The sequence below is a fragment of the Mesorhizobium sp. M1A.F.Ca.IN.020.04.1.1 genome, from assembly GCF_003997315.1.
Taxonomy (GTDB): Bacteria; Pseudomonadota; Alphaproteobacteria; order Rhizobiales; family Rhizobiaceae; genus Mesorhizobium.
This window is the reverse complement of record NZ_RZSN01000169.1, coordinates 1-12534: the sequence shown is the minus strand read 5'-3', so window position 1 is coordinate 12534 and position 12534 is coordinate 1. Positions and strand designations below refer to the sequence as shown.

The following is a 12534-nucleotide window of genomic DNA, read 5'->3' as shown; positions in this document are numbered from 1 at the left end:
GCGCGCAACGGTTGCAGCGACAAGCGCCGCCGGCCAGGCTTTTGCAGCAATCGCCGCCGGCGACTGCATCACCGCCTTCCTGCATCCCGGCTTCCATATGGTCGCCTATCCGGTGAGCAAAGGCAGCGCCTTCAATCTGGCCGCCTTCACCAAGGGCGAGCGCATCGCCGAAGGCTGGTCCGGCCATGCCGATCCCGCCATTCTCGCCAGCGCCATGCGCGGCACGTCGCCCGCGCTGGCGAGACTCGCCGCGCTCGCCGGGCCTTGGACGGCGTTTCCGATCCACACCGTCGAGCAGGCTCGCTGGACGATGCCGCAGGTAGCCCTGATCGGAGACGCGGCGCACGCCATGACCCCGTTCGCGGCGCAGGGCGCGGCGATGGCGATCGAGGATGCCGCGACGCTCGCCGATCTGGTCGCCGACTTCCCCGGCGATCGGCGGCAGAACCTCTCCACATGGGAAAATCGCAGGCGCCCGCGCATCGAGAAGGTGATCAGACGCGGCGCGCTCAACCGCCTGGCCTGGCACGCATGGGGCCCGGTTGCGATCGCGCGCAACCTGGTGTTGGCGACGCGGCCGGCGGAGAAACTCGCGGGAGATTTGGACTGGCTCTATGGCTGGGAGGAGCGGAACAGGCGGTGAGGCGTTCGCTGCAGCGGTGTCCTGCACGACCGCCAATGCTACCGCGCCTCGACAACTATGGAAGGCGAGACCGGCAGCGCGCTTCACCAACCGGTCGCTCAAAAGCCCCGGCCGTTGGCGGCCGGGCTTCTCGAATTGGCGTCAGAAGCTCAGTGCAGGATCTGCGACAGGAACAGTTTCGTGCGCTCATGGCGCGGATTATCGAAGAACTCGGCCGGCGTGTTCTGCTCGACGATCTGGCCCTGATCCATGAAGATCACCCGGTTGGCGACCTTGCGGGCAAAGCCCATCTCGTGGGTGACGCAAAGCATCGTCATGCCTTCCTCGGCAAGGCCAACCATCGTCTCCAGCACTTCCTTGATCATTTCAGGGTCGAGCGCCGAGGTCGGCTCGTCGAACAGCATGATGCGCGGGTTCATGCAGAGCGAGCGGGCGATCGCCACGCGCTGCTGCTGGCCCCCGGAGAGCTGTCCAGGATATTTGTTGGCCTGCTCCGGGATCTTGACGCGCTTCAGGAAATGCATGGCGATTTCCTCGGCCTGCTTCTTCGGCGTCTTGCGCACCCAGATCGGCGCCAGCGTGCAATTCTCCAGAATGGTGAGATGCGGGAACAGGTTGAAGTGCTGGAACACCATGCCGACCTCGCGGCGCACCTCGTCGATCTTCTTCAGATCGTTGGTGAGTTCCTTGCCGTCGACGATGATCTTGCCCTTCTGGTGCTCTTCCAGGCGGTTGATGCAGCGGATCATGGTGGACTTGCCGGAGCCGGACGGGCCGCAGATGACAATGCGCTCGCCGCGCATCACCTTTAGGTTGATGTCTTTCAGCACATGGAACTCGCCATACCATTTGTGCATGCCGACGATGTCGATGGCGACATCTGTCGTCGAGATGTGCATCTTCTTGGCATCGACCTTGAGGTCTTCCGCGCTGACGGCGTTTTCGGTGGCCATAGCCAATTCCCCTTTTTATCGTTTGTAGCCGGTGTCCAACCGGCGCTCGGTATACATTGAATAGCGCGACATGCCGAAGCAGAACAGCCAGAACACGAAGGCGGCGAAGATCAAGCCGGACTTCGGGGTCTGCGGCGTCGCCCAGTTGGGATCGGAGAAATTCTGCTTCACCACGCCGAGCAGGTCGAACATCGAGATGATGAGCACCAGGCTGGTATCCTTGAACATGCCGATGAAGGTGTTGACGATGCCGGGAATGACCAGCTTCAAGGCCTGCGGCAGCACGATCAAGCCCATCTTCTGCCAATAGCCGAGGCCGAGCGAATCGGCGCCCTCATATTGGCCCTTCGGGATCGCCTGCAGGCCGCCGCGCACCACTTCCGCCATATAGGCGGCGGCAAACAGCGACACGCCGATCAGCGCCCTGAGGTACTTGTCGAAGGTGACGCCCTCGGGAAGGAAAAGCGGCAGCATGACGCTGGCGAAGAACAGCACGGTGATCAGCGGAATGCCGCGCACCGTCTCGATGAAGACGACGCAAAGCCATTTGACGATCGGCATCTGGGAGCGACGGCCGAGCGCCAGAGCGATGCCCAGGGGCAGCGACACGGCCATACCAACGAAGGAGAGACTGAGCGTCACCAGCAGCCCACCCCAGCGCGAGGTCTCGACATGCGGCAGGCCGAACACGCCGCCGACCAAAAGGAAGTGGGCGACGACCGGCAGCACGAGGAAGAGCAGGATGGCGTTCAGCCCCTTGCGCGGCACGCGCGGGATCAGCATCGGCACCAGCAACACCACGAACAGGATGGCGACCAGGATAGGCCGCCAGCGTTCCTCGATGTGATAGGTGCCGAACATGAACTGGCCGAACTTGGCGTTGACGAAAGCCCAGCAGGCGCCGGTCCAGCCGTCGGGCTGGATACCGCCTTGCGAGACGGTGGCGCAGACCGTGCGGTCCGGCCCGGTCCACACTGCGTTTATGAAGGCCCAGTTGATGACCTGCGGCAGGATCCAGGCGACTATGGCGATGCCGAGGATGGTCAGGATAGTGTCGCCAACCGAGGCGGTCAGGTTCTTGCGCACCCAGGCATAGGCGCCGCGCTCGCCAGGAGGCGCCGACTGCGCCAGCGCCATCTCCGTGCGCACCCAGGACATACCATGTTCCTGCATGGCCCTACCTTTCCACCAGCGCCATTCTGGCGTTCACCACGTTCATCACTGCAGAGGTGACGAGGCTCAGCACTAGATAAGCGATCATCATAAGGAACACGCCTTCGACCGCCTGGCCGGTCTGGTTGAGCACCGTGCCGGCGGTGGCCGTGAGATCGGGGTAGCCGATGGCGATCGCCAGCGACGAGTTCTTGGTCAGGTTCAGATACTGGCTGGTGAGCGGCGGGATGACGATGCGCATCGCCTGCGGAATCACCACCAGGCGCAGGATCGGCCCGGAACGCAGGCCGAGTGCAGCCGCCGCTTCGCTCTGGCCTTTGCTCACGCCCTTGATGCCGGCGCGCACGATCTCGGCGATGAAGGCGGCCGTGTAGAAGGAAAGCGCCAGCAGGAGCGACAGGAACTCAGGCTTGATCTGAAATCCGCCCGTCAAATTGAAGGTCGACTGCTTCGGGAAGTCGAAGGTAAGCGGCATGCCGGCGAGCAGGAAGGCGAGCACGGGCAGTCCGACGATCAGGCCGACCGAGGTCCAGAACACCGGGAATTGCTGGCCGGTGGCCATCTGCCGCTGGCGCGCCCGGTGCGCGACAAACCATGCCATGGCCAGCGCTACGACAAATGCAACCAGGATCAGCCAGGAGCCGTCGCCCCAGATGCCGCGCGGAAAATAGAAGCCGCGCTGGTTGAGGAAGGAGCCGAACGGCAGGTGATAGCTCTCGCGCGGCGGCGGCAGCACCGCGAGCACGCCCGAATACCAGAAGAAGATGACCAGCAGCGGCGGGATATTGCGGAAGATCTCGACATAGACCGTGCAGATCTTACGGATCAGCCAATTTTGCGATAGCCGGCCGATGCCAATGATGAAGCCGACTATGGTGGCGAGGACAATGCCGGCGGCGGCAACGATGATTGTGTTGAGCAGGCCGACGATGAGCGCACGACCATAGGTTGCGTCCGACGTGTAGGCAATCGGCGTGTCGGAGATATCGAAACCGGCCCTGTTCCTGAGGAACTGGAAGCCTGAAGCGATGTGAAGGCGCTGGAGGTTCTCGATGACGTTGTTGACGATCCACCAGATCGAAACGAACAGAAGAATTACGACCAGCGTCTGAAAGAACAGGGCGCGTATTTTCGGGTCATTGATGAAGGAGCCGCGACCCGGCTCCTGCCGAAGAATTTCCTGCGAAGCCATAGACGATCCCCTGAAAAGAGAAACCGGGAGGCAGACGACCTGCCTCCCGGATCACATTTCAATCAGCGAACCGGCGGACCATATTGCAGGCCGCCCTTCGTCCACAGAGCGTTGATGCCGCGCGCGATCTTGAGCGGGCTGCCCGAGCCGACATTGCGCTCGAACATTTCGCCGTAGTTGCCGACCGCCTTGATGATGTTGACAACCCAGTCGTTGGAGAGGCCGAGATCGGCGCCGTACTTGCCATCGGGCTCAGTGCCAAGGAGGCGCTGGATGTTCGGATCGGTCGACGACTTCATCTCCTCGACATTGGCCTGCGTGATGCCGGCTTCCTCGGCATTGAGCAGCGCAAAATACGTCCACCGCGCGATATGGGCCCATTGATCGTCGCCCTGGCGCACGGCCGGACCGAGCGGTTCCTTGGAGATGATCTCGGGCAGCACGACGTGGTCGGCGGGCGAGGAGAGCGTCAGGCGGATGCCGTAAAGGCCGGACTGGTCGGTGGTGTAGGCGTCGCAGCGGCCGGAATCATAGGCGGCGTTGACCTCTTCCAGCTTCTCGAACACGACGGGGTTGTACTCCATCTTGTTCTTCTTGAAGTAGTCGGCGAGGTTGAGCTCCGTGGTGGTGCCGCTCTGCACGCAGACCGCGGCGCCCGAAAGCTGCAGTGCGGAGTTCACACCCGGCAGCTTCTTGGCGTTGATCATGAAGCCCTGGCCGTCATAATAGGTGACGCCGACAAAATCGAGGCCGAGCGCGCTGTCGCGGTTGCTCGTCCAGGTGGTGTTGCGCGAGAGGATATCGATCTCGCCCGACTGCAGGGCGGTGAAACGCTCCTTGGCGCTGAGCGGCGTGAACTTGACCTTGGAGCCGTCACCGAAGACGGCGGCCGCAACGGCGCGGCAGAAATCCGCATCGATGCCCTTCCAGTCGCCCTTGTCGTCCGGCGCCGAGAAGCCGGCGAGGCCGGTCGAGACGCCGCACTGGACGAAGCCCTTCTGCTTGACGGTGTCGAGCGTGCCGGCCGAAGCGGCGGACGCCATGAGCCCGAGCGCGGCGGCGCCAAGCATGCCCAATGCAATGTGTTTCATGACCCACAGACCCTTTTCTGTTACAGGCGCCCCTAATTGCAGGCGACGCTTGATCTTTTTTCGTTTGTGAATGCAGCTCCCACTTGGGCCCGCTCCCGGACCCGCATCGTTTCGCCGATGCACTGCCTCCCATTCACGAAACGCATCGAAGGCGATTATTCCTGTGAGGTCAAGGGAAATGACCGAATTGCGACACGTTTGAAAACCGATTGCCGCAAATCACCGAATTGCAGCCAAAAGCGCCCGCAAATTGGCCAAGAGCTGCAGCCGGGACCGGCAAGTCCGGCGCCATCGAAATTTTGGCCATTACCTGAACTCCCGCCTCTTACTACTTGTTGGCGGCAATGGAAGGACTGGCGTGATTCGTAGCGAAGAAAGGCGCGCCAGGCTGCCTCCGGCGCATCGTCGCCGGAAGCCTGCAAAGAGCACGAAAGATGAGCCGGCGACCTCTCATTTGGCCCAGCCAAACACCATCGCTTGGCGGGTTCGCAGCGGTTGCGCGACCAGTTCCATCGCTCTATGGCTGAGCCCCTGACACACTGCGACGAGCGACGAACTATGGGCGACGAGCGACGAACTATGGCGACAGACGGCAGCAACATAGGCATCAACACGCGGCTTGCCCATTCCGGCAACAACCCGCGCGACTATTTCGGCTTCGTCAATCCGCCGGTCGTGCATGCCTCGACGGTGCTTTACCCCGACGCCGCCTCGATGGCCTCGCGCAGCCAGAAATACACCTACGGGACGCGCGGCACGCCGACGATGGATGCGCTCACGCTCGCCGTCGATGCGCTGGAAGGGTCGGCCGGCACGATCGCCGTGCCGTCGGGACTGGCTGCGGTGACGATTCCCCTGCTCACCTTCGTCTCGGCCGGCGATCATGTTTTGATCGTCGATTCGGTCTATCACCCGACGCGGAATTTCGCCGATACGATGCTGAAGCGGCTCGGCATCGAAGTCCAATATTACGATCCGCGCATCGGCGCCGGAATTGCATCGCTGATCAAGCCCAACACCAAGGTGGTGTTCACCGAGTCGCCGGGATCGAACACCTATGAGGTGCAGGACATTCCGGCGATCGCCAAGGCGGCGCATGCGGCAAACGCGCTCGTCATGATGGACAACACCTGGGCGACGCCGCTCTACTTCAAGCCGCTCGACCACGGCGTCGACATCTCGATCCATGCGGCAACCAAATACCCGGCCGGCCATTCGGACGTCCTGCTCGGCCTGGTCTCGGCCAATGAGGCTTGCTGGAAGCAGCTCTATGAAGGGTTCTGCACGCTGGGCTGCTGTTCGGGCCCGGACGACATCTACCAGACGCTGCGCGGCCTGCGCACCATGGGGGTGAGGCTGGAGCAGCACCAGAAGAGCGCGCTCGAAATCGCGCGCTGGCTGGAGGAGCAGCCGAGCGTGGCGCAGGTGCTGCATCCGGCGCTGCCGAGCCATCCCGACCATGCGCTCTGGAAGCGCGATTTCTGCGGCTCGAGCGGCGTCTTTTCGATCGTTCTGAATGGCGGCGGACAGAAGGCGCAGCACGCCTTCCTCGACGCGCTGACCATCTTCGGCCTCGGCTACTCCTGGGGCGGCTATGAGAGCCTTGCGGTGCCGGTTTTCCTCGGCGACCGCACCATCGCCAAGGGCTCCTATGCCGGGCCGCTGATCCGCCTGCAGATCGGGCTGGAAGACGTCGAGGACCTCAAGGCCGACATCCAGCGCGGCCTCGCCGCCGCGGCCGAGGCCTGAGCGACGGTGCTAAATGCCGTTGCCAAACTGAATCCGCGGACGGCCGTAAAGCCTTGGCGCGATTGAGAAAGCCGAGGCCGCTGGCGGCATCTCGCAGGCGATCCGCGCTGCAATAATATTCTCTCCAGCCGCGAATATACGGATTGGTTTGGCTTCCAAATCCGTGGCTTCGGCGGCATTTCGGGCAGCGCAAATTCCACCATTCGACAGTTCAAGCCATTCGACCTGGGGCTGCCATGGCGTTCCGCCTCTTCGTTCCGATCCTTGCCGGCGCGACGCTGCGCGAGCGGCTGCTTGCCTGCATCGGCGCGACCATCGGCATCGCGCTGACCGGCGTGATCAGCGGGCTCGCCATGGGCAACGGACCGCATGTGGCGATGCTGGTGGCGCCGATGGGCGCGTCCGCCGTGCTGCTCTTTGCCGTTCCGTCGAGCCCGTTGGCGCAGCCCTGGTCGATCATCGGCGGCAACACGATCTCCGCGCTGGTCGGCGTGACGGTGGCGCATTTCGTGCACAACCCGGTGATCGCCTCCGGGCTGGCGGTGGCGCTGGCGATCGCCGCCATGTCGTTTACGCGCTCACTGCATCCGCCGGGCGGTGCGGCAGCCCTCACCGGCGTGCTTGGCGGGCCGGCCGTGATCAGCGCCGGCTTCCTGTTTCCCTTCGTGCCGGTGGCGCTGAACTCGATCATATTGGTGACGCTCGGTTTCCTGTTCCACAAGCTGTCGCGGCGCAACTATCCGCATGTGCCTCAGCCTGCCGCCAACAGCCACGGCACAGCCGACCGACCGCCGGCGGAGCGCGTCGGCTTCCGGCCCGAGGATGTCGATGCCGCCCTGGCGGCACTCGACGAGACCTTCGACATCGACCGTGACGACATCGAAAGGCTGCTGCGCCAGGTCGAGCTGCAGGCGATGGTGCGCGCGCATCGGACGCTGCTCTGCCGGGACATCATGTCCCGCGACGTGATCTCGATGTCGGAGAACGCCACCGCCGACGAGGCGCGCAAGCAGCTTCTCGACCACAATATCCGCACCCTGCCGGTGGTCGACGCCGAGGCGAGGCTGGTCGGCGCCGTCGGCCTGCGCGAACTGACGCAAGCGACCGACACCGTGAAGGGCGTGATGTCGAAGGCCGGCACGGCCTCGCCCGAGACGCCGGCGATGAGCCTGCTGCCGCTGCTGACCGACGGGCGCAGCCATGCGGTGGTGATCGTCGACGCCGGACGGCATATTCTCGGACTCATCACCCAGACCGATCTGCTTGCCGCCGCCGCCCGCGCGCAGGCCGCAGACAGGCCGCCGCTGAAAGCTGTAGCATAGCGCGCGACTGGATCGGGAAAATCCGGGAACCTTTTGCCGGCAGGCGCGTCCAATTGCCCGGATGCAACGCCTGTCGGGAGATCGGGGCGCGATGATGAAGTCAGCAAGTCAGGCCGCCGCGGTTTCGGCGGCGGAGGCCGGCGAGATGGCGTTGGTGCGCCGGGCCCTGGCACGGGACCCGGGCGCCTTTCGCTTGATCATCAAGACGTACAACCAGCGGCTCTACCGCATCGCGCGCGGCGTGGTACGCAACGACGCCGAGGCCGAGGACATCGTGCAGGAAGCCTATATGCGCGCCTTCGCCAGCCTCGACAGCTTCCGCGGCGATGCCTCGCTCTCGACCTGGCTGTCGCGCATCGTCATCAACGAGGCGCTCGGCCGGCTGCGCAAAAAAAAGCGCATCGTGGCAATGCCTGAAAACCCTGACGCGCAGATCATCCGGTTTCCGTTGAATTCAAATGACCTGAACCCTGGCGACGATCCGGAGCGGACAATGGCGCAGCGGCAGATCCTCGGGCTTGTCGAGCGGGCGACCGACAGCCTTCCCGATGTCTATCGCACGGTCTTCGTCGCCCGCGTCATCGAGGGATTGAGCATCGAGGAAACTGCCGACCTGCTCGGCATCAGGCCGGAAACGGTGAAGACAAGGCTGCACCGGGCGCGTGCCTTGGTGCGCAAGGCGCTGGACGACGAGATCGGCCCGGTGCTGCTCGACGCTTTTCCTTTCGCCGGCCGGCGCTGCGAACGGCTCACGCAGGCGGTGATGAAGAGGCTGGGGTTCGAGGCCTGAGGCGCGTTCAGATTTTGCGAAGCCCGCGTTGAGGATAGGCATCGCCGCCATCGCCTCGTCATCCTGGGCGTAGCAGGAGCAAAGCGACGCGCGCAGACCCTAAGATGACGAAGTGATGAGTATGTGTCCCGCGACTTTTCCCGGGAACGTTTCGCCCTCTCCCGCATCCAATGGCCGTCAACTGAGAATGAAGCCCGGTGCCAATGTGCCCGGCGAAGGAGATGCCATGTTTATCCGACCGACCGCAGCCCTCGCAGCCTTCCTCCTCGTCAGCGCAGCGCCGCTGGCTGGAGCCGCCGAGAAGCCGACCGACCCGCAGATCGCCCATATCGCCTATACGGCCGGCGTGCTCGACATCGAGGCGGCGAAGCTGGCGATCCAGAAGTCGAAAACCAAGGAGGTCGTCGACTTTGCCAAGGATATGGAGCGCGACCACGAGGCGGTGAACAAGCAGGCTCTCGACCTGGTGAAGAAGCTGAAGGTGAAGCCGGAAGACAACGCCACCAGCCAGGCGCTGACCAAGGCGGCGAGGGAAGAGCGCGCCAAGCTGGCAAAGCTCGAGGGCACTGCCTTCGACAAGGCCTATATCGAGAACGAGGTCGCGTATCACAAGCAGGTCAACGGCGCGCTCGAAACCCTGCTCATTCCTTCGGCCAGCAATGCCGAGTTGAAGAGCCTGCTCGAGACGGGGCTGAAAATCTTCCAGGGACATGAGCAGCATGCCGAGCATGTCGCCGGCACGTTGAAATGAGGGCGGGCGCGTTATCGCTGCTCGGCTCGCTGGCGCTGGCGCTTGTCCCTTCGCCGGCGCTCGCCGCCACCATCGAGGTGACGATCGACAGGCTGGTCTACTCGCCGGCGAGCGTCGAGGCCAAGGTCGGCGACACGATCGAGTGGGTGAACAAGGACGTCATCGCCCACACCGCGACAGTGAAGGGCGGCTGGGAGGTGATGATCCCGCCGAAATCGAAAGGCAGGATCACCCTCAAGCGAGTGGGAGCGGTCGACTATTTCTGCCGCTTCCACCCCAACATGAAGGGGCACCTCAACGTGGCGCCCTAATCCGCCGCTGGGTCGCGCCGAAACGAGGCGCGCCGTGCCTCGCTCAGCCGGGTGACGTGCGTCCATGAGCCGTCATAGATGGGCTGGCGCCGCTCGATCCAGGCGCTGAGCCCTTCGCCGAGGTCGGCGGTCGGGGCCATGCGGGCGAACTGCTCGGCCTCGACCATCAGGCCTTCGGCGATGCTAAGGTTGATGCCGCGCGCCACCGCGGTGAGGATGCCAGCCACGGCCGCCTGCGAATGGCGGATGATGCGGTTCGCAAGATCGAGCGCGGCCGGCATCAGCTCCTCATGCGCCACGACTTTGTTGACCAGCCCGAGCTCCAGCGCCCGCGCGGGCGAGAAAGGCTCGCCGGTAAGCAGCAACTCGAGCGCGCGTTTGCGCCCGGCAAGCCTTGGCAGGCGCTGCGTGCCGCCGAAGGTCGGCGGCATGGCGAGCTTTGTTTCCGGCTTGGCGAACAGGGCGCGGTCGCTGGCGACCGCCAGCGGCACCGCCTCGGTGATCTCGCAGCCACCGCCGAAGGCAAGGCCGTTGACGGCGGCGATGACCGGCTTGCGGAACGCTTCCAGCCGCGCCGTCAGCCGCTGGCCGCGCATGACGAAATCGCGCAGCGCGACATCCGTGCCTTCGGCCACGCTCGCCGCGAATTCGTGGATGTCGCCGCCGGCCGAGAAGGCGCGCTCCCCTGCCCCGGTGAGGATCACGGCACGCACGGCATCGTCGGTCTCTATCCTGTCGAGGATCGCCAGCAGGCGGTCGATTAGGTCGTAATTCAGGGCATTGAGCTTTTCGGGGCGGTTGAGCGTCAGCACCGCGACGCGGTCGCGGATTTCGCAAAGCACGGGCTCGGTCATAGTGTTCTCCTTAGCCGTTCGTTTTTCTCCGCAATTCCGGACGGAAGCCGCTGCGCAGTTTCCTGGAATTGCTCTGTGGAACGGCTGCAAGGGATCAGCTTTCGGCTTGTTTGTATATTCACTAGTCGGTATACTTCATGGATGATCGAGAAGCCCAATCCAACCAGGAAACGCCTCGTCGACGCGGCGGCAAAACTCTTCTATGCCGAAGGCATCGGCCGCGTCAGCGTCGATGCCGTGGCGGAAAAGGCGGGGCTGACCAAGCGCACGCTCTACTACCACTTCAAGAGCAAGGACGAGCTGATCACGGCCTATCTCGACAGCCGCGACCAGCCGAACCTCAAGCAGATGGCCGGCTGGTTCGAGGCGGCGCAAGGCGGCGCGGACAAGAAGGTCGCGGCGATCTTCACCCATCTGGCGCGCGTGACGCGGCACGTCAAATGGAAGGGCTGCGGCTTCCTGCGCACGGCCGCCGAACTCGCCGCGATGCCCGGCCATCCGGCGGTGAAGGCGGGCTCGCGCCATAAGAGCAATTTCGAGAAATGGCTGGCGGGCGAGCTTTCTAGCCATGGCGTGCGCGAGCCGAAGATGCTGGCGCGCGAGATCGTGCTTCTGATGGACGGCGCCTTTTCCAGCATGCTGATCCATCACAATCCCGACTACATCACCGCCGCCGGCCACGCCGCCGCGACGCTGGTGCGGGCGCGGATGGCAGCGGCGTAGACCTCGCCTGGCGTCCTGACCCCGTGGACCGCGGCGGGCAATTCCGGCAGCCTCAGCCGCGCGCTGCCCCCTCCTCTGCCAGCAGCCAGTCGATCATGGTGGCGGCGGGCGCGGGCGGACGGTCCGGTGCGAGAATCGAGAGAGCGCGGCCGGTCGGCACGCGCAATTCGGGAAACGGCGCCACCAGCGAGCCGGCGGCAAGGGCGCGCGACACCAGCGCCTCATGCCCCATCAAAACGCCAGCGCCGTCGACGGCGGCCTGCACAGCCATGCTGTAGAGCGAGAATTCGGAACCTGTTTCGATCGACGGGCCTTTCACGCCGGCGACTTCGAACCAAAGGCTCCAATCCTCCGTCCAGGTGGTGTCCCAGAGCAGGAACTGCGAGGAAAGTTCGGCCGGCGTCTTCAATTGTCTGGCCAACGCCGGCGCGCAGACAGGAAAGATGACGTCGTCGCAGAGCTTGAAGGATCGGTCGGCGCCCGATCTGGTGAGGAAAATAGCGAGGTCGAAAGGCTCGCGCCGGAAGTCCGGCGGCTCTTCCAGCGCATGGATGGAGGGGCGCAGCGCCGGATGCGCCGCGCGCAAGGCCGGCAGCCGCGGCGCCAGCCAGAGCTGCGCGATCGAAGGCAATGCCGCGACGCTGACCTGCGGCCGGGGCGCCGAGATCCGCAATTCCTGAACGGCGAGCCCCAAAGCGTCGAAGGCGGTGGAAAACGAGGGCAGCGCCGAACGCCCAGCATCGGTGAGGTGCAGTCCTTGCGCGTGACGCACGAATAGCGGAGAGCCTAGCCAAGCCTCCAGCGCCTTCACCTGATGCGAGACGGCGGCGGGGGTCACGCCGAGTTCGTCCGCCGCCTTGGCAAAGCTTTCATGGCGTGCCGCCGCCTCGAAGGCCCTGAGGACGTTGAGCGGCGGCATGCGCGGTCGCGGCGGATTGACGGCCATCTGCAGCTTTCCCAATGCCGCGCCGCCTGCCATGAC

Annotated in this window: 13 protein-coding genes; 7 read left to right on the top strand and 6 right to left on the bottom strand. The window is 64.3% G+C overall.

The genetic code is table 11. The features are described from left to right. Window positions 1–643, top strand: a 643-nt coding sequence (locus tag EOA49_RS25715) for an FAD-dependent monooxygenase (RefSeq protein ID WP_206520221.1), incomplete at its 5' end; no start/stop codon positions are given. Window positions 644–792: 149 nt separating this feature from the next. Here EOA49_RS25715 and EOA49_RS25710 read toward each other — a convergent pair. From EOA49_RS25710 to EOA49_RS25695, 4 genes are all read right to left on the bottom strand, one after another. Beyond that, window positions 793–1596 carry an amino acid ABC transporter ATP-binding protein gene (locus EOA49_RS25710; RefSeq protein WP_066997155.1) on the bottom strand — a complete coding sequence of 268 codons (804 nt, stop codon included), beginning with the start codon at window positions 1594–1596 and terminating at the stop codon, window positions 793–795. 15 nt (window positions 1597–1611) lie between these two features. Continuing rightward, window positions 1612–2769 carry an amino acid ABC transporter permease gene (locus tag EOA49_RS25705; protein WP_127241989.1) on the bottom strand — a complete coding sequence of 386 codons (1158 nt, stop codon included), beginning with the start codon at window positions 2767–2769 and terminating at the stop codon, window positions 1612–1614. Window positions 2770–2773: 4 nt separating this feature from the next. Further along, complete coding sequence (locus EOA49_RS25700) at window positions 2774–3961, bottom strand: amino acid ABC transporter permease (protein WP_127241988.1); 1188 nt, start codon at window positions 3959–3961, stop codon at window positions 2774–2776. Between the two features lie 62 nt (window positions 3962–4023). Further along, window positions 4024–5052, bottom strand: a complete 1029-nt coding sequence (locus EOA49_RS25695) for an amino acid ABC transporter substrate-binding protein (RefSeq protein ID WP_127241987.1) — start codon at window positions 5050–5052, stop codon at window positions 4024–4026. 579 nt (window positions 5053–5631) lie between these two features. On the opposite strand from EOA49_RS25695, the gene EOA49_RS25690 reads away from it, so the two are divergent. The 5 genes from EOA49_RS25690 to EOA49_RS25670 all read left to right on the top strand — a co-directional run bounded on the left by EOA49_RS25690 (window position 5632) and on the right by EOA49_RS25670 (window position 9975). Next, window positions 5632–6801 carry a cystathionine beta-lyase gene (locus EOA49_RS25690; protein ID WP_127243426.1) on the top strand — a complete coding sequence of 390 codons (1170 nt, stop codon included), beginning with the start codon at window positions 5632–5634 and terminating at the stop codon, window positions 6799–6801. 236 nt (window positions 6802–7037) lie between these two features. Then, complete coding sequence (locus tag EOA49_RS25685; protein WP_067324804.1) at window positions 7038–8123, top strand: HPP family protein; 1086 nt, start codon at window positions 7038–7040, stop codon at window positions 8121–8123. A gap of 94 nt (window positions 8124–8217) precedes the next feature. Then, the gene (locus tag EOA49_RS25680) at window positions 8218–8913 is read left to right on the top strand and encodes an RNA polymerase sigma factor (RefSeq protein WP_127241343.1); all 696 of its coding nucleotides are present in this window, start codon (window positions 8218–8220) and stop codon (window positions 8911–8913) included. Window positions 8914–9139: 226 nt separating this feature from the next. After that, window positions 9140–9664: a DUF4142 domain-containing protein gene (locus EOA49_RS25675; protein WP_095824662.1), complete on the top strand. Its 525-nt coding sequence runs from the start codon at window positions 9140–9142 to the stop codon at window positions 9662–9664. Next, complete coding sequence (locus EOA49_RS25670; protein WP_095824445.1) at window positions 9661–9975, top strand: cupredoxin family copper-binding protein; 315 nt, start codon at window positions 9661–9663, stop codon at window positions 9973–9975. Before EOA49_RS25675 ends, EOA49_RS25670 begins: the two co-directional genes overlap by 4 nt. Here EOA49_RS25670 and EOA49_RS25665 read toward each other — a convergent pair. Then, window positions 9972–10829, bottom strand: coding sequence for a crotonase/enoyl-CoA hydratase family protein (locus tag EOA49_RS25665; RefSeq protein WP_127241340.1), 858 nt, complete (start codon window positions 10827–10829; stop codon window positions 9972–9974). The two genes, EOA49_RS25670 and EOA49_RS25665, sit on opposite strands and share 4 nt — an antisense overlap. A gap of 141 nt (window positions 10830–10970) precedes the next feature. Here EOA49_RS25665 and EOA49_RS25660 point away from each other — a divergent pair, with 141 nt between their 5' ends. After that, a complete protein-coding gene (locus EOA49_RS25660) occupies window positions 10971–11552 on the top strand; it encodes a TetR/AcrR family transcriptional regulator (protein WP_127241339.1) in 582 nt (193 codons plus the stop codon). 52 nt (window positions 11553–11604) lie between these two features. Here the strand turns inward: EOA49_RS25660 and EOA49_RS25655 are convergent. Beyond that, the coding region (locus EOA49_RS25655) for a LysR family transcriptional regulator (protein ID WP_348626895.1) at window positions 11605–12534 on the bottom strand (930 nt) is incomplete at its 5' end.